The sequence below is a fragment of the Acinetobacter johnsonii genome (assembly GCF_048551975.1).
GTDB lineage: Bacteria > Pseudomonadota > Gammaproteobacteria > Pseudomonadales > Moraxellaceae > Acinetobacter > Acinetobacter johnsonii_A.
Window position 1 is genome coordinate 163,923 of sequence record NZ_JBIMCF010000004.1, and the last position, 25,111, is coordinate 189,033.

Consider the following 25,111-nt stretch of genomic DNA (forward strand, 5'->3'; position numbering starts at 1 on the left):
TAATTTTTATACTGCAAAATCATAAGACTAAATGCAATCATTTCTTAAATTAATAATGAATATATGACAAAAAACATCATGCATTTACAGCTTTCGATTCAAACTTGGCGTTAAATCCTTTACAATTGTTGGGTTTTAAAATTTATGCTTAGATTAAATTAATTAGAGGACGTATCTGTGAGCAAAGAGACTATCATCGCCCTACACGCAGAACACCAAGGTCGCTGGAAAAACCGTGAAGAAATCGCGGAACAAATGATCGCTTTGATCGGTCAGCTTTACCGTGAAAAAAATATTGTGGTTTCAGTGTTTGGACGTTCTTTAGTTAACCGTTCAGTTATCCAAATTTTAAAAGCGCACCGCTTCACTCGTATGATGGACGTTGAGCTTTCAGTTATACACACGTTCCCAATTCTTGAAGCGTTGGCTAAAATTGAAAATATCGGTACTGCTGAAATTGATCTAGGCAAATTAGCTGTTGCGTTTAAAGAGCAAGGTGGCGATGTTGATGCATTTGTCGCAGCCGCTGTTAAATCTGTAGAAGGTCGTGCGACTTCAGTAGAAGGTCGTGACGTTGTTCTTTACGGTTTTGGTCGTATCGGTCGTATTCTTGCACGTTTAATGATTGGTCAGTCTGGTCTTGGTCGTGGTTTGAACCTAAAAGCGATTGTGGTTCGTAAATCATCTGATGGTGATTTGGAAAAACGTGCATCTTTATTACGCCGTGACTCAATCCATGGTCCATTCTCTGGTACGATTTCTGTTGATGAAGAAAACGAAGCAATCATTGCCAACGGTCAATTCATCAAAGTGATTTATGCGTCGAACCCAACTGAAGTTGATTATACCGATTATGGTATTAGCAATGCGTTAGTGATCGACAACACGGGTAAATGGCGTGATGCTGAAGGTCTTGCGCAACATCTGAAGTGCCCAGGCGCTGCACGTGTGATCTTGACTGCACCAGGTAAAGGCGACATGAAGAACGTAGTGTTTGGTGTGAACCAAGCTGACATTCTTGATGAAGATACGATTATTTCTGCTGCAAGCTGTACAACGAATGCGATTACACCAACACTTAAAGTTTTGCATGACAAATACACAGTGTTGAATGGTCACGTTGAAACAGTTCACTCGTTTACAAACGACCAGAACTTAATCGACAACTACCATAAAGCAGACCGTCGTGGTCGTGCTGCAACGTTGAACATGGTAATTACTGAAACAGGTGCGGCTAAAGCGGTTGCTAAAGCACTTCCAGCACTTCAAGGTAAACTGACAGGTAACTCTGTACGTGTTCCAACACCAAACGTTTCACTTGCGATTTTGAACTTAACTTTAGATAAAGAAGTTGATCGTGATGAAGTGAACGAATACATTCGTAAAATTTCAATCAGCTCTAGCCTTCAAGGTCAGATCGGTTATACCAACTCGACTGAAGTTGTATCATCTGACTTTATCGGTTCGCGTACAGCAGGTGTATTTGATGCGCAAGCAACAATCACTTCGGGCAACCGTTTAACTGCATATGTTTGGTACGATAACGAAGTAGGTTATAGCTGCCAAGTTTTACGTATTGCAGAGCAAATGGGCGGCGTAAGCTATCCAAAAATTCCAGCTGAAACAAATGCATAATTTGTAATAACGATTAAAAAGAGCCTCAATTGAGGCTCTTTTTTTTGCGCTGTTGTTGTGGGATGAGGTTGATCAGGTGCATTGGGCTGACATAAGTATTCGCTTGAGTGCTAAGAATTGCCAATGCTTAATTCTGACTTATTTACTTAGAATAATTGGAACATTTTTATCGAAATAGACATTTATATATTTATCGAGTCGGGTTGGGATGACCTGTAAACAGACTGGGCTGACAAAAGGATTAGGCTTGTCAGATGAAGAATCAAAATAAAAAAAGGAATTTGAATTGGCAAGTGAAGCATGTGCTCAGTGGATTGGCATTCATTGTGTTGGCAACCATGTGTGGTGTATTCATCGCTATTTGAATGTTTAAACACTTTAATATTTATATTCCATTAGAAAATCAAAAAGTCAGTATTGATCTGCAAGAGCCTTTCAAGCTGAGGTTAAAATTCATGATGCCTTAGATGTAGATGTCACAGGGCGCGTCAATGCAGAAATTCCAATTCGTGAAAATCTGAATATTCCCCTGATCCAAACGCTGACTCCACGGGTGTATTTTGATAATCAGGTTCCGATTAAAACCACCATTCCAGTGCGTGAAACCTTGAAAATTAATCAGAATATGCCTATAGATACCAAGGTACAAGTGAAAGTCATGGGGCGAGATGTGACTTTGCCTTTAAAAGGCAATATTCCCATTCAGTTGGATGTGCCGATTCATATCGATGTGCCACTTGAACAGCAGGTACACCTCAAATTTGATGCACCTGTGAAAACCGTGCTGAAAGAAAACCTACATATTCCAGTAAATACAGTGGTTAAGGCCAATATTCCAATACAGGGGCATTTAAAGGTTCCCATTAAAACAGCATTGAAAGCGTCGGTGGATGTACAGAATACATTGCCAATTGAAATTAAGCAGGGGGAGTTGAAAATTCCACTCAATAGCTTGCAATTACTGCGTGAAAAACCTCAACCTCAAGAACACGTGAAGCCATAGGGGGAGGAGTATGAGGATATTCCAGTCTGTGAAGCGGTTGATACTGAGTTTTGTGTGCATTGTAATTTTGGTGCCTGTGCTGTTTTGGTTGTACCTGAATATTCAAGCCAATATGCAAGTGTCTGCGAGTGAAGCCCAAATTCAACTATCAGACTCCTTACCGACAAAAATCCAAGTGGGTAATTATTTAGAAACCCAATTCGTTGGGATTTTGGATACGCAACTGAAAATCGATCAGAAAATCAACCTACCTTTGACTGGGAAATATTTGGTAAATTTAGAGTTTGAAGTAGAACTACCCGTTTCAGTATCTGTTGATTATCAAACTGAGGTGCTTATTGATCAAAATATGCCGTTGGAGACAACTACAGATCTAATTTATCAGAATAAACTGTTGCCTAAGTTTCCACTCACTTTGGATATTCTAATTAAGCTGGCTGTGCCATTTCACTTAAAGCAAGACTATAAGCTCCCGATCAAAATTATGTTTAATGGCTTGGCCTATTTTGAGTTTGATGAGCAAGTGCGACTGAATGTATTGCATCAGTTTGCACCACAGTTAAATTTGAATGACCCAATTACAATGCACAAAATAGCAAGCTTCAATGCAACTATGTACAACACGGAGCGAAGTACGACTGCAAATTTGAAGATGAATATGAAACTATCCGTGAAGAACATTCATCCATAAAACACCAAATCATTGGTGGTGTTTGAATGTGAAGATTAAGTGAGTGGCTTAAAGTGCAGCTTTAATCGAATCTTGAATACTGGTGGTCTTGTGTCCAATCAATTGTTCTAGGTCTTTACTGTTGCTGTACATCGCACCTTTGGCGGTCTGCACATCTGCATCCACAATCACATCAATCAAGTGTGATGGGAGGCTGGCTTGAATTAAGCATTGACGCAGGTCATCGGCAGACAAATTTTGATAGATAACTGACTTATGAGTTGCCTGACTGATGAATTGAGCCAAATCAGCTCTAGTAAAACTTTCTGAACCTGCTAGTTCATAGGTCTTATTCTCATGACCTGTTGAGGTTAAGACTTTTGCTGCAGTTTCAGCATAATCTATACGCGATGCTGAGCTAATTCGCCCATCCTGAGCTGCGCCAAAAAGCATCCCAATTTGAATGGTATAAGCAATACCTGCAAGCTGGTTTTCGCTATACCAGTTATTTCTTAAGAAGGTATAAGTGATTCCACTGTCTTGAATCAGTTTTTCTGTTTCACGGTGTTCTTGGGCTAAGCCGAGTGGAGAAGTATCTGCACGAAGTAAGCTGGTATAAGCAAGATAAGGTGCGCCTGCCACTTTCGCAGCATCAATCACTGCTTTGTGTTGAAGTGTACGGCGACCAATTTCATTGGCTGAAATCAGTAATAACTTATCTACTCCTGATAGAGCAGGAACTAATGTTTCAGGGCGGTCATAATCAAACTCACGCAGCTCAATACCTTGCGCTTTGAAATGTTCAGCTTTATCTATATTACGAACCAGCGCAACAATATTCTGGGCAGCAGTTAACTGCAAAAGTTGCTCTATAACGAGGTTGCCGAGTTGTCCTGTTGCGCCTGTGATTGCAATTTTCATAATTTACCTAAGTTGGTTGTTTTCTATACTTGATGGTTGAATCTTAATCTGATAACTTACTAAATGTAAGTAAATACTAAAAAGTAAGTAATAAACCAAATGGAGAGAAATGATGCACACCTATGCGACAAGCAAATTGTTAGGTCAAGTTTTATCCACGGAGTGTCCATCTCGTGAAATTTTGGAGCATCTTACGAGTAAATGGTCGGTACTGGTGTTGCGCTGTTTAAGTGATGGCGTACATCGTTTTAGTGAGCTCAAGCAGCGTATAGAAGGAGTGAGTGAGAAAATGCTTTCTCAGACGCTCAAAACTCTTGAGCATGATGGTTTTATTCTACGGACGGTTTATCCTGTGGTGCCGCCCAAAGTAGAGTACCAATTGACGATTTTGGGTTCCCAAGCTGCTGAGAAAACCATGTATTTGATTGGTTGGATTGAAAAAAGTTTGCCTGAAATTTTAGAAAGTAAAGAACGAGTGGCAGCTTTAAAATAAAAGATGACAAGTATTGTGGATTGGTTGTGATAATTCCTAATTACATTTTAAGAGTGAATTCCTCATGCGTGCTGAAGTGATTTAGAGCTTATTCAAATTTCAGGCTGTGAAAAGTCTTGTTATCAAACAAGCTATTCTTTTAGTGCGCTATTTTGATGTGAAAATCCTTTTTGAAAGTAAAAGTTGAGTAGGATTGAATAAAATGAGTCGAAGAGCGATCTAGCGACTAAATGGTCAGCACATTTAAATTAAAAAATGAATAAAATCAGGTGAAAAGTGTCGAAAAGTTAGATTTTGGTATTTTTGTGACTAAATTTCATGTTTCGCTGAATAATTCTATTCGAGAAATTTTGTAAAATATGGCAGAATATGCGGTTTTAAAGTATTTAGAGGATTGGCAGCATGCGCTTTGTTGATGAAGCAGTCATTACCGTAGAGGCTGGCGACGGTGGCAATGGCGTAGCCAGTTTTCGCCGTGAAAAATTCGTACCTTTTGGTGGTCCAGACGGTGGTGATGGTGGTCGTGGTGGTAGCGTATTTATCGAAGCTGATGATAATACCAGTACCCTTGTAGACTTCCGTTATACTCGCCGTTTCCGTGCGGAACGAGCTAAAAATGGTCGTGGCGCAAACTGCGCAGGCCGTGGTGGTGAAGACACCGTATTAAAGGTTCCTGTAGGTACAACCATTGTTGATACTGACTCAGGTGATATTATTGGCGACTTGGTTGAAAGTGGTCAGCGTGTGCTTGTTGCAGCGGGTGGTGATGGCGGTTTGGGTAATACTCACTTCAAATCATCGACGAACCGTTCGCCACGTAAGTGTACCCACGGTTTTAAAGGCGAATTCCGTGAAATTCGCTTAGAGCTAAAAGTACTGGCCGATGTTGGCTTACTGGGTATGCCAAACGCAGGTAAATCGACGTTTATTCGTGCCGTATCAGCAGCAAAACCTAAGGTTGCAGACTATCCGTTTACTACGATGGTTCCAAACCTTGGTGTGGTTGATGCAGACAGTCACCGTTCATTTGTAATGGCGGATATTCCTGGCTTGATCGAAGGGGCTTCTGAGGGTGCAGGTCTTGGTATTCGTTTCTTAAAGCACTTGGCGCGTACGCGTATTTTACTTCACATTGTGGATGTTCAGCCGATTGATGGTTCTGATCCTGCATACAATGCAAAAGCGATCTTGGCTGAGTTAGAGAAGTTCTCTCCGACACTTTCAAAGTTACCTATCGTTCTAGTGTTAAACAAAGTTGACCAACTTTCAGAAGATACGCGTGATGAATGGTGTCAGCATATCTTAGATGAAATGCAGTGGGATGGTCCTGTATTTAAAACTTCAGGTTTGATGTCTGAAGGGACAAAACCAGTTGTGTATTACCTGATGGATCAAATTGAGCAACAACGTGAACGTGAGCTTGAAGATCCTGACTATGCAGCAGAAGTGAAAGCATTCCGTGAGCAGCTTGAAGCTGAAACACGCGAACAAACGATTGCCGCTAAAGAAGCATATCGTGAAATGCGTCGCCAACAACGTCTTGCAGGTCTGTTGGCTGATGATGAAGACGATGATGAAGATGACGGCGAAATGGAAGTGTTTTACGTACGTTAAGCTCATAATGAGTAACTGAGGATAAGATGATAGAAGTGGTAGATGGGCAACGTAAGCTCGAAGCTTGTAAACGAATCGTTGTTAAAATCGGATCATCTTTACTCACAGCAAATGGGCAAGGTTTAGATATAGATGCAATTTCGCATTGGGCGAAACAAATTGCAGATCTACACAATGCAGGACATGAGATTATTCTGGTGTCGTCAGGAGCTGTGGCTGAAGGTATGGTTCGTATGAAGCTAGACAGCCGACCCACCGATCTACCCAGTCTTCAGGCGTGTGCTGCCATTGGTCAGATGGGCCTTATTCATACATGGTCAAGTGTGCTTGAAAAACATCACATTCAGACTGCGCAAGTGTTATTAACCCATGATGACTTGGCAGACCGTCGTCGTTATTTGAACTCATGTGATGCTTTACAGAACTTGATTGAATGGCATGTCATTCCTGTAATCAACGAGAATGACACTGTTTCGACCGATGAAATTCGCTTTGGTGACAATGATACGCTGGCCGCAATGGTTGCAGGTCAAGTCCATGCTGATTTGTTAATTATTTTGACAGACCAGCAGGGTATGTTCGACTCAGACCCACGTTCAAATCCAGATGCAAAACTGTTCCATACCGTGCGTGCTCTAGATGAGAGTTTATTTGATATGGCTGGCGGTGGCGGTAAGTTTGGTCGTGGTGGTATGTTGACCAAAGTCCGTGCCGCACGCTTAGCTGCAAAGTCTGGCTGTCCAACACTGATTGCCAGTGGTGAAAGTGACAATGTGCTTGCACGTTTGATGGATGGTGAAATGCTTGGGACATTGTTTATTACTGACAATGACCGCATTACCGCTCATCAACAGTGGTTAGCCGCTCACTTACAAACTGCAGGTCGTTTAGTGTTGGATGATGGTGCTATTAAAGCCATTAAAGACAATCATCGTAGTTTACTTCCAGTTGGTGTGAAAGCTGTGGAAGGGCATTTTGAACGCGGTGACGTGGTTGAATGTGTTGATATTCAAGGTGGCCGTGTTGCGGTCGGGCGTGTCAACTTTAGTTCGCGCTCAGCGGAGCTGGTAAAGGGCTTGGCGTCAGATAAAGTTCACCAAGTTCTAGGTGAAGCACGTTCACTTGAGATGATACATCGCAACCACATGGCGATCTACTAATTTAAACGCATTAAAAAATCCCGCTTTCGAGCGGGATTTTTTTGTTTTGAAGAAAAAGTTATTTGATATAGCCTTTTTGAATAAGTGGCTTAAATAAGTAAAAGTGAAGAGTGAGTGCCCATTGCATGATTTTATCTTTACAGAGATTCCAAAGCTTTAATCCAAAGAAGTTTAAGGCAAAAGACAATAGAAAAGCCCCAAGCATATCTAAAGGGAAGTGCACACCAAGATAGACACGTGACCATGCGACTAGCCAAGCCATGATCAAGAGAAAGACTCCCAGTTTACGCTGTGCAGAGAATAGATAAGAAAAGGCGATACTGCTAAAAATCAACATATGGTCACTCGGGAAAGAGCCATTGGGTGCGTGGTAAATGAGAGTTCGTCCGACCTCCATGACAAAAGGCCGCGGGTGATAATACACATGAGAAATACCTTGGCTGATCAAAATTGCGATACTGGTAAAGATAAATGCCTTCAATATCTGCTTTTTAGTGTCATATTTACCACGTAGCCAAAACCAAGCAAATAGTAAAATCATACAATAGAGCAGGTCATTGGCGATGAATATGGCAAAATGAATGCTGGTATTGCTGGCTTCAGGGGAAGCATTAATCCATGAAAAAAGCGATAAATTAAGTTCAGAAAGAGTCATGAAAGTGGATTGTGCTTATCAAGTACGGAAGTGAGTCATAATTTTGTCATATTGTTAAAATAAAAAAGACCACAAAAATGTAGTCTTTTTTAACAGTTTAATATAGTTTAGGACTTACGCACTATCATTTATAGATTCTCTGTGGTAGCAGATGATTTTTATCGAGAATAAAGTCATCAATGAAGTTTTTGATCATTGGTCTAAATAATTTCTTCTGCCAACGATATACATTTTCAAAGATCTGCTCAAACTGGTTCTTTTGTATCTCAACGTAGGCCATCAAGGCTGAAAAAATATGATTCGAAATCAGTTTAGATCGTCTTACTTGAAACTTTTCAATATGACAAACCTGTTTAATCACTCGGTGATATTGTTCTATTTTCCAATGACTTGAATGTAATTCATGAAAACCCTCAAAGGACAATAAATCATCTTCATCTTCATGCACAATATAAAACCTCTGCTGTTCTTTTAACTGAGTCTTAAATAATTGTACAAAGCCAAAATCTTTGAGCCAGACCACTTGACCTTGATGGAAATTTGGCAATAAACGCAGTTGAAACCATTGTCCTTTTTCAGGGGAAACCTTACGGTTACAGTCGATACCAAACATAAATCGAATACCATGTTTTCTTATGGTTTTTAGATTTCCAGTCGATGAATACCAACTATAGCTAAATTCTAAAAACACTAGCACATGGAAACATCTGTAAAACCTCATTTCCTATGGTTTTAGGTGTGATAATAAATTAAGTATTCAGCTATATCACCTGTAATAAATTTAATGTTTGCACCCCAACTGAGTATTTCACTTAACATATCCATAAAGTAATCATTCTTGGTTTTACTTTCAGATTGGTCATAAATTCGGAAATTAATTGGAATATTTTGGCCATTTTGATGTGTGGTATACAAGGTAATGAGATGAATCCCCTTGGTTGTTAGGCTTTGAATAATCTGCGATTCTGCAGATGAAGACGTGATGAAATCATTCTTTTGTGCGCAATCCATAAGAAAGAGCGCGGCTATCATATGCTGAACTTTGTTGAAAGCAAATAATAACCATTATCACTTATGGCAATTAAAACACTAAAATTAATAGGCGAATTAAAGTTTTCTTGATGGACACACAATAAAAAAGCCACGTTTAACATGGCTTTTTAGATGAATTAGAATGAAATCTGTTATTTAAGTTGAACAGTACCATTTGCATTCACGGTGATTTTAGATTCACCGCCTGCGACATCTTGGATTGGTGCATCAGCTGCTGCAAATTTTGCACTTTCTGCACGCATCATGACTGGGCGAGGGTAGTAGTTGCTGGTATTAATGTTTAAATTAACCAAGTTATAACCTGACTTATTCCATGCTTGCGCTAATGATTGCGCACGTTGCTGAAAGGTTTTCGATGCTTCAACGATCAGCTCATTTTCTACTTTCTTACGTTGTGTGTCGGACACACTAAAGCTAATTGACTGCGTTTGGAAGTTTTGCTGTAGCTCACCAATCAATTGGCTCGCTGCTTTAAAATCGGTGCTTTCTAAATTAATTTCAGCACGACCACGCCATTCTTTTAACTTTTGGTTGTCATCGTTGTAAATTGGGTAGGTGGTTTGAGAACCTGTTTCGACTTTTACGCTAGGATATTTACGAGCTAAAGCTGTGGCTTGATTCATCAACTGCGTAATTTGTGTTGCGAGTTCGGCAGGTTGCTTGTTACTACGTTCAATGTAAAGTGTTGCATTCATTAAATCATTAGATACTTGGCGTGTTGCCTCGGCCTGAACATTGACAATATTGTAGTTTAATTGGTTCTCAGATTGAGCAAAAACTGCTGAGCTAAATAAAGCACTAAGCGCGATTGCTGGGATGAAGAATTGACGCATTTTTATTCCTTTTTTATTTAGGAGGAGTTTTGCAACATTTGTAAAAAGCTTAAAGCCAATTTGTGGTGAATTTGCGAAAATATTGTGGTTCGATTGTAAAAAAAGGTACAAGATATTTTTCAGAAAAACCTATATAAAGTTAGTTATTTCAAAAACTTATTTTTTGACTCAGGTGAGTATTTTGAAATTTTGTGGCGAAGTTGAAAAATAAATAAATTCATCGTCTTTTCTTTACGTTGTCACACTATAAGAGGATAATTTAAGCTATAGTTTGGCATGATATATTTTTTTAGTAAATTTCTGGCAGATAATGTCCGAAAGCTGTTTATTTTATTGAAAATTTCTGTATCATCCGCCTCCTAGTTATGAAGTATCCAAACGCTATCTGACTAGATTTATAAAGCGCCGAGTCAAAGGACCAAAAGTCACCCGACTTATTTCTTTCAACCCATATCAGAGATGGTAATTCGATATGAGCGTTTCTTCTGTAAACCCTGCCACTAATACTACTAACGAATACTATTTGACTCGCCAAAGTCAGATGGAATCCAATGTTCGTAGCTATCCACGGAAATTACCGTTAGCGATAGCCAAAGCATTAGGCTGCTGGGTTACTGATGTTGAAGGTACAGAGTACCTCGATTGTTTAGCTGGGGCAGGAACATTGGCTTTGGGCCATAATCATCCTGCGGTAATTCAAAGTATTCAAGATACACTTGCAAGTGGTCTTCCTTTACATACTTTGGATTTAACGACACCTTTAAAAGATGCATTTACTGAAGCATTGCTTGAACAATTACCAGGCGGTAAGGAAGAGTATTGTCTACAGTTCTGTGGTCCATCGGGTGCAGATGGCACGGAAGCAGCAATTAAATTAGCGAAAACGTATACCGGTCGTAGCACAGTGATTAGTTTCTCTGGTGGTTACCATGGTATGACGCACGGTGCTCTTGCAATGACAGGTAACCTGTCTGCGAAAAATGCTGTAAATGGTTTAATGCCAGGCGTTCAATTTATGCCGTATCCGCATGAATACCGTTGCCCACTTGGTTTAGGTGGTGAAGCGGGTGTGGATGCTTTGACTTATTTCTTTGAAAACTTCATTGAAGATGTTGAAAGTGGTGTAACCAAGCCAGCGGCTGTCATTCTTGAAGCAATTCAAGGTGAAGGCGGTGTGGTAACAGCGCCGACCAAATGGTTGAAAAAAATCCGCGAAGTGACTGAAAAGCACAACATTGTGTTGATTCTTGACGAAGTTCAAGCAGGCTTTGCACGTTCAGGCAAAATGTTCGCATTTGAACATGCGGGTATTGAACCTGACGTTGTTGTCATGTCTAAAGCCGTTGGTGGTAGCTTACCGCTTGCTGTATTGGGCATTAAACGTAAGTTTGATGCTTGGCAGCCAGCAGGTCACACGGGTACTTTCCGTGGTAACCAATTGGCAATGGGTACTGGTCTTGCAACGATCAAAACCATCAAAGAACAAAACCTTGCGCAAAATGCACAAGAACGTGGTGATTTCTTACAAGCTGAATTTAAAAAGCTTGCTCAAGAGTTCCCATGTATCGGTAACGTGCGTGGTCGTGGTTTGATGATTGGTGTTGAAATTGTTGATGAGCGTAAACCAGCGGATCATATGGGGTCTTTACCTGCAGATGGTCAACTGGCAGCAGCGATTCAAGCGGCATGCTTCAACAACAAGTTATTGTTAGAAAAAGGCGGTCGTAACGGTACAGTGATTCGTTTACTTTGCCCACTTATTATCACTCAAGCTGAATGTGAAGAAGTAATTGTTCGCTTTAAGAAAGCAATTGCTGAAGCACTTGTTGCAACTCGAGGCGCGTAATCATGGTTGATTTTGCAGAACACCGTAAGGCGTTACTCTGCAATGATGCTGCATCCATTGCTGACTATTCGTCAGCAATGGATCAAGCGACTAAAGCAGTTGCAGCATGGTTGCAAAATGACAAAATGTACACAGGCGGTAGCATTAAAGAGCTACGCAGCGCGATTGCATTTAATCCTTCTAAAGAAGGTTTGGGTGTACAAAAGTCACTTGAACGTATGGTTGAGCTTTTCTTAAACAAAAGCTTAAAAGTCCATCACCCGCACTCGCTCGCGCATTTGCACTGCCCAACTATGGTGACTAGTCAAATTGCTGAAGTGCTGATTAATGCAACGAATCAATCGATGGATTCTTGGGACCAAAGTCCTGCAGGTTCATTGATGGAAGTTCAGTTGATTGACTGGCTTCGTCAAAAAGTGGGTTATGGTGCAGGTCAAGCTGGTGTGTTCACTTCTGGTGGTACACAGTCAAACTTGATGGGTGTACTGCTTGCACGTGATGCATGTATTGCGAAAAACTGGAAAGACGAAAACGGTAATCCGTGGTCTGTACAGCGTGATGGCGTGCCGGGCGATGCGATGCGCAACGTCAAAGTTATTTGTTCTGAAAATGCACACTTCTCTGTGCAAAAGAACATGGCGATGATGGGCATGGGTTTCCAATCAGTCGTAACCGTTCCTGTGAACGAAAACGCTCAGATGGATGTGGATGCACTTGAAAAAACCATGGCTCACCTTCAAGCTGAAGGTAAAATCGTGGCATGTGTGGTTGCAACTGCGGGCACAACCGATGCAGGTGCGATTGATCCACTGAAGCAAATTCGTGAAATCACCAACAAATATGGCGCGTGGATGCACATTGATGCGGCGTGGGGCGGTGCTTTAATCCTATCGAACAATCACCGTGATATGTTGGATGGGATCGAGCTTTCTGACTCTATTACGCTTGATTTCCATAAGCATTACTTCCAAACCATCTCTTGTGGTGCGTTCTTGTTAAAAGATGAAGCAAACTATCGTTTCATGCACTACGAAGCTGAGTATTTAAACTCAGCTTATGATGAAGAGCATGGCGTGCCAAACTTGGTGTCTAAGTCACTTCAAACAACCCGTCGTTTTGATGCGTTGAAGCTTTGGATGACTGTTGAAGCACTTGGTGAAGAGCTCTATGGTTCTATGATTGACCACGGCGTTACTTTAACTCGTGACGTTGCTGATTATATCAATGCAACTGCTGGTTTAGAGATGTTGGTTAATCCACAATTTGCATCTGTATTGTTCCGTGTGGTTCCAGAAGGCTATCCAGTAGAATTGCTTGATACCTTAAACCAAAATGTTGCAGATGAATTGTTTGCACGTGGTGAAGCGAATATTGGCGTCACTAAAGTAGGTCAAAATCAATCTTTGAAAATGACGACTTTAAGTCCAGTTGCGACTTTAGATAACGTGAAGAACCTGCTTGGTCTTGTCCTTGCAGAAGCGGATCGTATCAAAGGTTCAATCGCAGATGGAACCTATACACCTGCAATTGCTTAATTGATTGTTGTGTTAAAAAAAGGAGCTGATATCAGCTCCTTTTTTTATATGTTGTAAATATTAAAATGCATAACATCTATTGGCTATGCACCTAATTTTAATTATGTTGGAGATGCTTTGGTTTTCTGTGAGGTGGTTTGCGATACATGCTTGAATTATGATTTTTAGGAAAATGAGCTTCAATGGTTAAGACTAACGCTAAATATTCGGGCTTTTGATTTTCAATATGCAAATGATTTTCTTCACGAATTTTCAAGTTAAAGGTATGATCTGCACGACAGGCAAGTCCTTGTCATAATCCCGGAAAATTGGGGTAAATAAATGTGTTTGTCTAGCTGTCATGTGAAATGCTGCATTTGTAATGACTTGTCACGCTTCTTACGAAAAATGAATAAGGCGGTAGTAAAGGGTAGGAGAAACCCAAAATTTCCTTCTTTGAGCTATCTTTTAGAAAAAAAGATAAAGTGGTCTCCCTCAGAAATACCCATTATTTGGACAAGTATTTCTAAAAATAAGAAAGGCACCTGAGTCTAAAAAGTCATAAATTTGCTCTCGTATTTGAGATGAGTATGCTATTTTTCAGTAATAAATGGGGGATAAAAAGTAAAAATTAAGACCTAAATGACGCTCAATTTTCTAAATATGACACTACTCATTTGTCACTTATGGGGTATGAAAATCTAACAAATGGTGAAAATTTATATGGATTCTGCATATGGGTATACGTAAATTTTTATAGATTAGAAGGGCTATTCAAAGTTAAAAAAATCAAAGTGTATGGAGTGTTATTTATTTTATTGATTGATTTTAAAAGTTTTTATTTCTTATAAAAGTTTGAAAAAAGTTGGTATAAAATGAACTAGGGACCTTCTTTTATAAAAGTAAGAAAAATTCTTTAGGTGTTTAAACTGGGTGAAATTGAACAAAGTGTAACGAATCATGGACAAATAAAAATAAACATCATGAAAGTGTCACAATGCTGTAACTTGCTTGTCATATTCTGAAATCAAAATGCAGTTATCCAAAAAAGTACAAGACTGAATAAAAAGTGGCGTACTCCAAAATGTTTAATATGTGAGATAACAAATATGCGCTTAAACCATATCGCACTTGCAGTAGTAGTTTCTGGGGCAGCTGTAGCAACCACGGCAAACGCAGCTCGTGACACAATCCAAATTGCGGGTTCTTCAACAGTTTTACCTTATGCAAGTATTGTTGCTGAAGAATTTGGCAATACTTTCCCACAATTTAAAGCACCAGTTGTTGGTTCTGGCGGTTCTTCAGGTGGCTTGAAACAGTTCTGTAATGGTGTGGGTGATAACACCATCGATATCGCAAACGCATCTCGTAAAATTAAAGATACAGAATTAGCTGCTTGTAAGAAAGCTGGTGTGAACCAAGTGATCGAAATTAAAATTGGTTATGACGGTATTGTGTTCGCTTCAAATGCAACTAAAGCAGCATACAAATTACGTCCACAGCACGTCTATGCAGCTTTGGCAGCGCAATTACCATCTAACGGTAAAATGGTTGCAAACCCATATACACGTTGGAACCAAATAGACAAAAGCCTTCCAAACGAACCAATCACTTTAGTTATTCCAGCATCAAACCACGGTACACGTGAAGTTTTCCAAGAAAAAATGGTTGATGCAGGCTGCGAAACTTATGCAGCAATCAAAGCAATGGATAAAGATGCACAAAAGAAAGCATGTTCAACTTTCCGTAAAGACGGCAAAGTGATTGAGATTGCGGGTGACTACACTGAAACTTTAGCGCGCTTAAAAACGTCTCCTAGCGCAGTAGGTGTGTTTGGTTTAGGTTTTTATGACCAAAACCGTGACAAGTTGCGCGTAGCTACAGTGAACAATGTTGTACCATCTGAAAAGACGATTTTGAATGGTTCATATCCAGTTTCACGCCCATTATTCTTCTACGTGAAGGGTGAGCACTTGAAATCAATCAAAGGCTTAAAAGAATACACTGAATACTTCATCAGCAAGAAAGTATCAGGTAAAGGTTCTAAGCTTGAGCGTGCTGGTTTGATCTCAATGTCAGACAAAGAGCGTGCAGCAGTTCTTGCGAACTTCAAAGCAGGCAAAGCGGTTAAGTAATTAAGCGTAGAAACAGTCAACGGTAGGCAAGTCCTACCTTTGACGTTTTTTACTAGGATTAAGTTTTTTCAAATAATGAAAATTGAAAGAACCGTGGAGAATACATGAATCTGCTACTTATAGCTGTGTTATTGGCACTGATTGCCATAGCCTATCAAATAGGCTTAAGTCAGAGCCGTAACTTAGCAGGTAAGGGAAATAATTCTGCAAAATTACACTCACGTCCAGGGTATTACGGTGCGTTAGTGGCTTTGTGGTGTGGTATCCCTGCTTTTTTAATTTTGATTGTTTGGAATATTGTTGAACCAAATGTTTTGAACCATGTGGTGCTAAATCACGTGCCAGCACAAGTCGCTGCAACTTTAGATGCTGCTAGTACGGATGTGTTGATTAACCGTGTAAAAGCGATTGCTTCAGGTTTTGGTGTAACAGATACACCAGCCGCGTATGAGCTTGCTGCAGCGGAGCAACTGGCGAAGTTTCAAAGCATTGGAACATTTGCAAAAATTGCAGTGGTGATTTGTGCAGCACTGGCAGGTTTAGTCGCTGCGAAAAAGCGCATTGCAACTCAATTCCGCGCGCGTAACCAAGTTGAAAAAACCATTAATGTTGCACTTGCACTCTGTTCTGGTGTCGCGATTCTAACCACGATTGGTATCGTGATGTCGATGTTCAGCGAAGCGATGCGATTCTTCCACTTTGTGAGTCCACTTGACTTTTTCTTCGGTACAGAATGGAACCCCGGCTTCAGTACTTCAGGTAGTGCAGAGGGCAGTTATGGTTTGCTTCCTCTACTTTGGGGCACCTTAATGGTCAGTGGTATTGCACTCTTGGTTGCAGTCCCTGTGGGTTTAATGATCGCGATCTATCTTGCTGAATATGCATCTTCTGGTTTCCGCTCCTGGGCAAAGCCAACCATTGAAGTGCTCGCAGGGATTCCAACTATTGTTTACGGTGTATTTGCACTGATGATCATTGGCCCATTCTTTAAAATGCTTGGTGAGTCCGTTGGTTTACACATCAACGCAACCAGTGCACTCACTGCTGGCTTCGTCATGGGTATCATGATTATTCCTTTCGTTTCATCGCTGTCAGATGACATTATCACACAGGTGCCACGTGCATTACGTGATGGCTCATTAGGTTTAGGTGCGACAAAGTCTGAAACCATTCGTCAGGTAGTGATACCAGCAGCACTTCCGGGCATTATCGGCGCTTTCTTGCTTGCAGCATCACGTGCCATCGGTGAGACCATGATTGTGGTGCTTGCAGCAGGGAACAGTCCTTTACTACATGCCAATCCACTTGAAGCCATTTCAACTGTGACCATTACCATCGTAAACCAATTGACTGGTGATACTGACTTTGCAAGCCCGCAAGCTTTGGTGGCATTTGCACTAGGTCTGACCCTCTTTGTAATTACGCTTGGTTTGAACATTGTTGCACTGTACATCGTGCGTAAATATCGTGAGCAATACGACTAATGACGACTTCTAATAGCACAGCAGATCAAGTATTTGATCCACAACATGCGGCAGAATTACGAGAAAAGCGTAAGCAAACGATCAGTAATTCATTGGCAAAACGTCACCGTAAAGAAAAAACCTTTCGTTTCTTTGGTTTCTCAGCAGTGATTGCAGGTTTATTCTTTGTCGCGCTACTTTTTGGCAGTATTTTATCAAAAGGCTTACCTGCTTTTTGGCAAAGTAGCATGAGTTTAGCCGTGTACTTTGACCCTGCCATTATTACGACAGGTGCAAAACCAGTACAGCGTGCAGGCGAATCTCCAGCACAGTTTGAGGAACGTTTTATTGCTTGGCAAACTGAAATGGGCATGGTGGATTGGGATGCTTTAATCGTGAATGCCATGATTGCAAAAGACCCAGCACTTGCTTCTAAACGCGATGATTTGGCTTCTTTATATACCAGCTCGGAAGCGTATCGCTTACGTGATATGGTGATGAAAGATCCATCATTGGTCGGTAAGAAAGAAGACATTAAAGTGCTTGCTGATGCAAACGTTGATGTGTGGCTCGCAGGAAACATTGACCGTAGCTTGCCTGATGAGCAGCAACAGTTGAGTCCAGAAGTTCGTCAACTTGCCGATGAAATGAAAGCTTCAGGGGTCATGGAAAATACTTTTAATACCAACATCTTTGTCAGTCCAGACTCGCGCAGTTCTCCTGCAACTTCAGGTTTAGCAGGAGCATTCATGGGGTCACTGTTCATGATGCTGATTGTGATCATTATTTCGATTCCAATTGGTGTGGCATCTGCAATTTATCTCGAAGAATTTGCGCCTAAAAACTGGATCACTGACGTCATTGAAGTCAACATTAACAACCTTGCGGCTGTACCATCGATTGTCTTTGGTTTGCTCGGTGCTGCGATCTTTATTGGCTGGATGCATTTACCGCTTTCTGCGCCATTGGTTGGTGGTTTGGTGCTGAGCTTAATGACATTACCAACGGTGATTATTACGACACGTGCATCGTTGAAAGCTGTACCACCATCAATTCGTCAGGCAGCTTTAGGGCTAGGTGCTTCACGTGTACAAACCGTATTCCATCACGTTTTACCACTTGCACTACCGGGGATTCTAACGGGTGCAATTATTGGTGTAGCACAAGCATTAGGTGAGACTGCACCGCTGTTATTAATTGGTATGAGCGCATTCGTTGCGAGTGTACCTGCGACCCCCTTTGATCAATCAAGTGCTTTACCTGTACAGATTTTCTTGTGGCAAGGTAATGAGCTGCGTAACTTCTTCGAAGGACGTACAGCAGCTGCGATTATTGTTCTGCTTGCAATGATGATTGGACTCAACAGTATTGCAATTTGGTTACGTAAGAAATTTGAAGTCCGTTGGTAAGTGAGGGCAAAATATGAATACCGTTGTTAAAAATTCCTTAGATCAGGATCAAACAGTGAATCAAGAACACACTCAATTTACAAACCCGAATACGACCTCAGGTCAGCAGGGTACTTCTTTTGTGTCGCAGTTCGATACACAGACTTCTGCTAAGAAAGATCAGGCACGAGGACAAGTCAAACTCAGCACTTCAGATGTACATGTTTACTATGGCGAAGCTGAAGCGATTAAAGGGATTGATCTGAATATCTACGAAAATGAAGTGATTGCATTTATTGGGCCATCGGGCTGCGGTAAATCGACCTTCTTACGTACTTTGAACCGTATGAACGACACCATTGATAGCTGTCGTGTGACGGGTAAAGTGATGTTGGATAATCAAGATATTTATGACCCAAACCTTGATGTAGTGCTGCTTCGTGCTCAAGTCGGTATGGTATTCCAGAAACCAAACCCATTTCCAAAGTCAATTTTTGATAACGTGGCTTATGGCCCTAAACTGCATGGTTTGGCGCGTGATAAGTATGACTTAGAAGAAATTGTAGAAAACAGCTTACGTAAAGCGGGCCTTTGGGATGAAGTCAAAGACCGTTTAAACCAACCGGGCACAGGGTTGTCGGGTGGTCAACAGCAGCGTTTATGTATTGCACGTACCATTGCGGTAAGTCCAGAAGTGATTCTGATGGATGAGCCATGTTCAGCGCTTGACCCGATTGCAACAGCGAAAGTGGAAGAGCTTATTTCTGAGCTTTCAACGCAGTATACGATTGCGATTGTGACGCACTCGATGCAGCAGGCTGCACGTGTATCAGATCGTACCGCTTATTTCCATTTAGGTGACTTGATTGAAGTGAACTCAACCGAGAAAGTCTTCACTCAGCCAGATCATCAGTTAACTGAAGCCTATATTACAGGTCGTTTCGGTTAATACGCACAACTTGAAATATTTGAAAAAACAGAGCCTATGTGCTCTGTTTTTTTATGAGCGAGCATTTGGTTTAGTGATTAAATAGCCATGATAATGGGCATTGTGTATTGCAGTCATATTGGACAATAAATGCGAAGATGTGCTGTCTGAAAGATTGACTCATCTTGTAAATGATTAAATGTGAAAGATAACGCATTACAGAATAAAACAAAAAATGGCTATTGAAAAAAAATGCCATTGACCTAATCTAGGTCATATATCGACGTATTATTTTAGAGAATATAATTTCTATGTTATTTCATTTACCGAAACTTCCCGCTGAAATTCGAATTACACATTTAAATGCGCGTATTAATGAACAACGTAAAAAAATAGCGCAAACAACAGCCTCTAAATTAGAGTTATTGCAGCTGACTCAGCAGTTAGCGAAAGAGTCTCGTCACCGTAAAAAGGCCAATCAAAAAGTTTATATTCTAGATTTTAAAGGTGATACTGCGGCAACAGCGGTAGAAAGCTTACGTGAAGAAATTACATTGATTTTAGCGACAGCCAAAGCAGGGCGTGATCGCGTTGTAGCGCGCTTAGAAAGCCCAGGCGGTATGGTGCATGGTTATGGTTTGGCTGCTGCACAATTGGTACGTTTGCGTGATGCAGGTTTCAATCTCACTATCTGTGTCGATAAAGTTGCAGCGAGTGGCGGTTATATGATGGCATGTATTGCCAATCAGATTATTGCTGCACCTTTTGCAGTTGTCGGTTCAATTGGTGTAGTCGCGCAAGTTCCTAATTTTAATCGTCTGCTAAAAGAACATAATATCGATGTTGAATTATACACAGCAGGCCAATATAAACGTACAGTGACAATGTTTGGTGAAAACACAGCAGATGGTAAGGCGAAGTTTGAAAAAGAGTTACAACAGACACATGTGTTGTTTAAACATTTTGTTGAAAAATACCGTCCACAACTCAATGTTGAGAAAGTAGCGACAGGTGAGCATTGGTATGGGCAAGATGCTTTAGACTTGAATTTGGTCGATCAGTTACAAACTTCAGATGCTTATTTGCTTAATTTGCTGACCGATCATGATGTTTATGTCATCTCAACGCGTAAGAAACCGACTTTAGGTGAGAAGTTAGGCTTACAAGCAGCGCAAATGGCAGATGCTTTAGTGCCAACAGTCATGAATAAAGTGATGGAAACCTTAACTAAAACCAATGCAAACTTGATGCAAATGCGTGATCCGAAACTTTAATATTTAGTTGGCCGTTTCATCTTAAAAGTCTGGTTCTGAAATATGTAAAAAGCAATTTTAGAACCAGACTTTTTGCCTTAAGCTAAGTACGCTTTAATCATTTTCACTAGACGTTCAATCAGTTGATCCGCCTGATCTTTGGTAATATTTAAAGTCGGCAGTAAACGCACCACAGAACCCGCAGTAACGTTAATGATGGTGTGGTATTCATCACGAGCGATATTGACCAAGTCACCACATGCTTTTGGTAGTTCCACACCAATCATCAAACCAAAGCCACGGACAATCACATTTTGATCGGCAAGTTGCTTACGCAGTTGTTCTACGATGTACGCACCTTGTTCAGCTGCATTTTGTATAATGTTTTCTTTTTGCATAATGTCGATGATGGTATACACTACACGCGAACCCAATGCTGAGCCACTATACGTTGAACCGTGGTTACCTGCGGTCAGTACGCCTACACCACGACCTTGAGTCATCACCGCACCAATGGGGAAACCATTACCTAAACCTTTGGCTGTGGTGAGTACATCAGGAATGATGTTGGTGTGTTGGTAGGCAAAGTATTCGCCTGTACGGCCATTACCAGTTTGAACTTCATCCAGCATCATCAGCCAGTTATGCTGATTACAGATCTGACGAATCTCTTCCAAATAGCTAAAACCTTGTGGAGCAGTGTTGACACCACCTTCGCCCTGAATTGGCTCGACAAAGATTGCGACAATGTCAGGATGGTGAATTGCAGCTTCTTCAATGGCTTCAATGTCGCCGAATGGGACACGAATAAAACCTTCAACCAATGGACCAAAGCCTTCTTGGACTTTTTTGTTGCCTGTTGCTGATAACGTTGCCATGGTACGACCATGGAAAGAGTGTTCTGCAACAATGATTTTTGGATTGGCAATGCCTTGCATGTAGCCAAATTTACGAGCAATTTTAATTGCACCTTCATTGGATTCTGCACCACTGTTTGAAAAGAATACTTCTTCCATGCCAGCAACTTCAGCAAGTTTTTGTGCTGCAGCCGTTTGCCAAGGCACTTCAAACAAGTTACTAGTATGAATCAGAGTTGCAGCTTGTTCTGCAATCGCTTCTGCAATAACAGGATGTGCATGGCCTAAACCACAGACTGCAATGCCCGTTAGCGCATCAAAGTATTCAGTACCATCTTCAGTGTACAGATAAGAGCCTCGACCTCGGACAAAGCTGATCGGCTGACGGCCAAATACTGGCATCAAATGAGTGGGTTGATCAGTTTGTACAGGAGCAAGGGTAATGTTATTCATGACTAACTCTTATCTGTTAGAGGGGAAGTGAAATCCAATATTAAGCAATTATGCTTGTAGTTTTAAAGCCTAAATCTAAATAAAAGTCGAAATATTGCTTTAGGCATACTGTTTTTCTACGTTTTGGGTATAATGCGGGTTAGATTAGTTGAGGATTGATCAATGACTGAACAAGCACGCGATACCGAAGCGTTAATTCGTGACCAAATTGCAAAACACGCTGTACTTCTTTATATGAAAGGCACCCCACAGTTTCCACAATGTGGTTTCTCTGCACGTGCTGTAGAAGCGCTTAGTCAAATTGGTCGTCCGTTTGCTTATGTGAATATTCTTGAAAATCCAGATATTCGTGCTTTGTTACCACAAATTGCAAACTGGCCTACATTCCCACAGTTATGGATCAACGGTGAGTTGATTGGTGGTAGTGACATTATTCTAGAGATGTTCCAAAAAGGTGAATTACAACCTTTAGTTGAACAGCATAGTCCCGCACCTGAAGCTTAATCTTCAGTTGTAAAAAAAGCGCCATTGAGGCGCTTTTTTTGTTTGAGGGAAAGGCTTAATCCGTTGTAATTACAGTGCTTACAGCTTCAGGAGTTTGTTCCGCTGTATTTTCAGTTGCAACGGTCTTCTTTTCAGCTTTGTCCTTTTTTTTGTCCTTCTTCTTTTTTTTCTTTTTCTTCGGCTCTTCTTCAAACTCAGCACCATCTTCAATGGCTTGCCAATAATCTAACTGATCCATCACCGCCGCATAAATGGACTTCTTCGTGTAGCGTCCTTTTTTGTCTAAAGTACCGACTGGTCGAGCCATAAGTAGTTCAAGCGCTTGATCAATCGTATCTATAGCATGAATGTGGAACTGGCCATTTGAAACCGCATCAATCACATCTTTACGTAACATTAAATGTTGCATATTTTGACGCGGAATAATCACACCTTGTTTACCAGTTAAACCTTGAAGTTTACATGCATCGAAGAAGCCTTCAATTTTCGCATTGACACCACCAATTGGTTGAACTTGACCTAATTGGTTCATTGAGCCAGTAATCGCCCAAGATTGATCAATCGGGAGTTGGCTAATCGCTGAGATTAAAGCGGAGAGTTCAGCAACCGTAGCACTGTCACCATCGACTTGACCATAGCTTTGTTCAAAAGCAAGTGCAGCAGAGAAGTGTAGGGTTTGCTCACGACCAAAATGTGCTTTTAAGAAAGATGACATCAATAGCACACCTTTCGCATGCAGAGAGCCACCGAGCTCGACGCTACGTTCAATATCTAGAATATCGCCGCCGCCTTGATACACGGATGCTGTGAGACGTGACGGTAAGCCAAATTCAACATCTGCATAGTGAATGACCGAAAGTGCATTAATTTGACCGAGACGGTGTCCGCGCGTTTCGATGAGTTGTGTACCACGTGACAAATCCTGCCAATAGAGCTCACGTAAATAGCCTAAGCGATATTTACGATGATCTAATGCCATATTAATGTGTTGATCCGAGACCATTTTATCGCCTGATTGGAAGGCGTGATGATGTGCCTCACGAATCAAATCACCCAATGTGAGGGCATGTAGAGATAAGGAGCTTTGATCTTCGGCTTGACGGCTAGAATCAGTCAAAAGCGCAGAAAGCGCAGATCGATCGAAAGGAAGTAGTTTATCGGCCTGTACATAGTCTGCAATCAGTTGCATATAGGCTTGTTCATTTACTTCATTACGCTGCAACGTATCAGTAAAGTCGGCACGGATTTTAAAGACACTGCCAAGCTCAGGTTCTACTTCAAGTATTTCATAGTAAATTTCAGGCTCTGCGAGTAAAACCACTTTCAAATTCAGCGGAATTGCCTCAGGTTCAATTGAGATACTTCCTGTCAGTGTCAACATATGCTCAAGTGAAGAAAGTTTTAACTGGCCTGATTTTAAAGCACGTTTTAGGCCTTGCCATGCATATGGCTGTTCAAGCAGTTGTTCTGCTTCTAACATTAAAAAACCACCATTGGCTTTATGCAATGTCCCTGGACGGATTAAGGTAAAGTCTGTAGTAATGGTGCCATGTTGAGTCAGTTGCTCTACGTGGCCAAGCAAATTGTAGTGAGTTGGGAAGTCTTCAAAAATAACTGGTGCACCAGCATTGGGTTTATGCGACACAATCACATTGGCTTGATAGCGTGAAGGGATACGGCTAAACAGGCCTGGGGTAAAGTCATCTTCTTCTTGTTCGAGTACCACCTCGACATTGTTAATAATGTCTTCAGCATAATATTTTAAATAGTCTTTTAAGCCTTCAACCTCAGCAAACTTAGTCAGTAACTGTTCAACTTTAGGTAATAAAACTTGCTTGGCAATATCGCGATTCAACACTTGAACTTTATCGCGGGCATCTTCTTCCAAGTCGCCTAAATGCATGCCTAAACGCTCAAGTTTTTTGTCCATGTGGCGTATATTGGCATTAATTTCAGAACGCTCTTTAGAGCTTAAAGCATTGATGTCGGCCTGCGTCATCTCCAATACTTTATCGTCTACATACTGGACGGGGATAAAGCAGTGCTCATCATTCCGAGAGACCAGTTTGAGGTCGAGTTCTTCGCCTTCTTGGGTCAATTCAATCAAGGCTTGTTGCTGAACCTCACCCGTTTGTTGGCGAATGGCTTCTATACGATTGTGATAGGTTTCAGCAGTAAAGCGGCGCTCAAGCTGCTTTAAAGTGGTTTGCCATGTTTGATGTAACATGGTTTGAAATTTTACCGCCTGACCCGCAGGTAATTCTAAAGCAATCGGTTGACGTGGGCTTTTAAAATTATAAACGTAAACCCAATCGTTCGGTGTCGGCATATTTTTGGCGTGTTGTTGTAGTAAACGCTTGACCATGGTGCGCTTGCCCAAGCCAGCTGTCCCTACGGCAAAGATGTTATAGCCAGAATAAGGTAAGGAAATACCTGCTTCAACTGAAGCACGTGCGCGGTCTTGCCCTAAAAAATTATTGAGCGGTTTAATACGACGCGTTGAGGCTGGAATCTTATCCAGAGCAGGGGTATGCGTCAGTTGCTCTGCTTGAAGTTGTGTATTTGCTAAGGTCGTTTGAATTTCGGGTTGGTCAAATGCTGAACTAAGGTTGTTTTCTGGATTTTCTTGACTATTTAATGCGGGTGGTACAGATAAAGAAGAGCTCATTTGATCGTGTTTTTGGGTCACTTTGAAATCCGAAACTAAAGATTGCGTTAGAAACTTAAAGGTAT

The 25,111-nt window shown here is 41.1% G+C and carries 18 protein-coding genes and 3 pseudogenes; 14 read left to right on the plus strand and 7 right to left on the minus strand.

Features of this window, described 5'->3' with window-relative positions; genetic code table 11:
* Window positions 1–177 precede the first annotated feature (177 nt).
* From ACG9ZB_RS05730 to ACG9ZB_RS05740, 3 genes and pseudogenes are all read left to right on the plus strand, one after another.
* Entirely contained in the window at window positions 178–1,635 is a 1,458-nt protein-coding gene (locus ACG9ZB_RS05730) for a glyceraldehyde-3-phosphate dehydrogenase (RefSeq protein ID WP_419324742.1), read from the plus strand.
* 338 nt (window positions 1,636–1,973) lie between these two features.
* A pseudogene (locus ACG9ZB_RS05735) lies at window positions 1,974–2,638 on the plus strand (MFS transporter).
* Between the two features lie 10 nt (window positions 2,639–2,648).
* Entirely contained in the window at window positions 2,649–3,329 is a 681-nt protein-coding gene (locus tag ACG9ZB_RS05740) for a hypothetical protein (protein WP_419324744.1), read from the plus strand.
* A 48-nt stretch (window positions 3,330–3,377) separates the two neighbouring features.
* On the opposite strand, the gene ACG9ZB_RS05745 is transcribed toward ACG9ZB_RS05740, so the two are convergent.
* Complete coding sequence (locus tag ACG9ZB_RS05745) at window positions 3,378–4,229, minus strand: SDR family oxidoreductase (RefSeq protein WP_419324746.1); 852 nt, start codon at window positions 4,227–4,229, stop codon at window positions 3,378–3,380.
* A gap of 112 nt (window positions 4,230–4,341) precedes the next feature.
* On the opposite strand from ACG9ZB_RS05745, the gene ACG9ZB_RS05750 reads away from it, so the two are divergent.
* The 3 genes from ACG9ZB_RS05750 (at window position 4,342) to proB (ending at window position 7,496) form a co-directional block, all read left to right on the plus strand.
* Window positions 4,342–4,722: a winged helix-turn-helix transcriptional regulator gene (locus ACG9ZB_RS05750; RefSeq protein ID WP_004980366.1), complete on the plus strand. Its 381-nt coding sequence runs from the start codon at window positions 4,342–4,344 to the stop codon at window positions 4,720–4,722.
* Window positions 4,723–5,124: 402 nt separating this feature from the next.
* The gene (cgtA, locus tag ACG9ZB_RS05755; RefSeq protein ID WP_419324748.1) at window positions 5,125–6,336 is read left to right on the plus strand and encodes an Obg family GTPase CgtA; all 1,212 of its coding nucleotides are present in this window, start codon (window positions 5,125–5,127) and stop codon (window positions 6,334–6,336) included.
* A gap of 26 nt (window positions 6,337–6,362) precedes the next feature.
* Window positions 6,363–7,496, plus strand: a complete 1,134-nt coding sequence (proB, locus tag ACG9ZB_RS05760) for a glutamate 5-kinase (protein WP_348923797.1) — start codon at window positions 6,363–6,365, stop codon at window positions 7,494–7,496.
* A gap of 58 nt (window positions 7,497–7,554) precedes the next feature.
* Here the strand turns inward: proB and ACG9ZB_RS05765 are convergent, their stop codons facing one another.
* The 3 genes and pseudogenes from ACG9ZB_RS05765 to ACG9ZB_RS05775 form a co-directional block, all read right to left on the minus strand.
* Complete coding sequence (locus tag ACG9ZB_RS05765) at window positions 7,555–8,151, minus strand: phosphatase PAP2 family protein (protein ID WP_419324750.1); 597 nt, start codon at window positions 8,149–8,151, stop codon at window positions 7,555–7,557.
* Between the two features lie 124 nt (window positions 8,152–8,275).
* Window positions 8,276–9,093, minus strand: a pseudogene (locus ACG9ZB_RS05770) (transposase); the annotation flags it as partial.
* 242 nt (window positions 9,094–9,335) lie between these two features.
* A complete protein-coding gene (locus tag ACG9ZB_RS05775; RefSeq protein WP_419324752.1) occupies window positions 9,336–10,037 on the minus strand; it encodes an SIMPL domain-containing protein in 702 nt (233 codons plus the stop codon).
* A 472-nt stretch (window positions 10,038–10,509) separates the two neighbouring features.
* On the opposite strand from ACG9ZB_RS05775, the gene ACG9ZB_RS05780 reads away from it, so the two are divergent.
* Window positions 10,510–11,883 carry a diaminobutyrate--2-oxoglutarate transaminase gene (locus tag ACG9ZB_RS05780; protein WP_078426577.1) on the plus strand — a complete coding sequence of 458 codons (1,374 nt, stop codon included), beginning with the start codon at window positions 10,510–10,512 and terminating at the stop codon, window positions 11,881–11,883.
* A 2-nt stretch (window positions 11,884–11,885) separates the two neighbouring features.
* A complete protein-coding gene (locus tag ACG9ZB_RS05785; protein ID WP_411370289.1) occupies window positions 11,886–13,418 on the plus strand; it encodes a pyridoxal phosphate-dependent decarboxylase family protein in 1,533 nt (510 codons plus the stop codon).
* A gap of 97 nt (window positions 13,419–13,515) precedes the next feature.
* Here ACG9ZB_RS05785 and ACG9ZB_RS05790 read toward each other — a convergent pair.
* Window positions 13,516–13,787 (minus strand): annotated as a pseudogene (locus tag ACG9ZB_RS05790) (aromatic ring-hydroxylating dioxygenase subunit alpha); the annotation flags it as partial.
* A 719-nt stretch (window positions 13,788–14,506) separates the two neighbouring features.
* Between ACG9ZB_RS05790 and ACG9ZB_RS05795 the strand changes: the two are divergent.
* The 5 genes from ACG9ZB_RS05795 to sohB all read left to right on the plus strand — a co-directional run bounded on the left by ACG9ZB_RS05795 (window position 14,507) and on the right by sohB (window position 20,585).
* A complete protein-coding gene (locus ACG9ZB_RS05795) occupies window positions 14,507–15,532 on the plus strand; it encodes a substrate-binding domain-containing protein (protein WP_419324754.1) in 1,026 nt (341 codons plus the stop codon).
* 104 nt (window positions 15,533–15,636) lie between these two features.
* On the plus strand, window positions 15,637–17,016 hold the full coding sequence (gene pstC / locus ACG9ZB_RS05800; protein WP_419324756.1) for a phosphate ABC transporter permease subunit PstC: 1,380 nt from the start codon (window positions 15,637–15,639) through the stop codon (window positions 17,014–17,016).
* Window positions 17,016–18,404: a phosphate ABC transporter permease PstA gene (pstA, locus tag ACG9ZB_RS05805; protein ID WP_419324758.1), complete on the plus strand. Its 1,389-nt coding sequence runs from the start codon at window positions 17,016–17,018 to the stop codon at window positions 18,402–18,404. The genes pstC and pstA overlap by 1 nt, the downstream gene beginning before the upstream one ends.
* A gap of 13 nt (window positions 18,405–18,417) precedes the next feature.
* Complete coding sequence (pstB, locus tag ACG9ZB_RS05810) at window positions 18,418–19,332, plus strand: phosphate ABC transporter ATP-binding protein PstB (RefSeq protein ID WP_419324760.1); 915 nt, start codon at window positions 18,418–18,420, stop codon at window positions 19,330–19,332.
* 281 nt (window positions 19,333–19,613) lie between these two features.
* Window positions 19,614–20,585 carry a protease SohB gene (sohB, locus tag ACG9ZB_RS05815; protein WP_419324802.1) on the plus strand — a complete coding sequence of 324 codons (972 nt, stop codon included), beginning with the start codon at window positions 19,614–19,616 and terminating at the stop codon, window positions 20,583–20,585.
* Window positions 20,586–20,662: 77 nt separating this feature from the next.
* On the opposite strand, the gene ACG9ZB_RS05820 is transcribed toward sohB, so the two are convergent.
* Entirely contained in the window at window positions 20,663–21,874 is a 1,212-nt protein-coding gene (locus tag ACG9ZB_RS05820) for an aspartate aminotransferase family protein (protein ID WP_419324762.1), read from the minus strand.
* A gap of 162 nt (window positions 21,875–22,036) precedes the next feature.
* Here ACG9ZB_RS05820 and grxD point away from each other — a divergent pair, with 162 nt between their 5' ends.
* A complete protein-coding gene (gene grxD / locus ACG9ZB_RS05825) occupies window positions 22,037–22,378 on the plus strand; it encodes a Grx4 family monothiol glutaredoxin (RefSeq protein ID WP_279679165.1) in 342 nt (113 codons plus the stop codon).
* A gap of 55 nt (window positions 22,379–22,433) precedes the next feature.
* On the opposite strand, the gene ACG9ZB_RS05830 is transcribed toward grxD, so the two are convergent.
* A complete protein-coding gene (locus ACG9ZB_RS05830; protein WP_419324764.1) occupies window positions 22,434–25,067 on the minus strand; it encodes a Lon protease family protein in 2,634 nt (877 codons plus the stop codon).
* Between the last annotated feature and the right edge of the window lie 44 nt (window positions 25,068–25,111).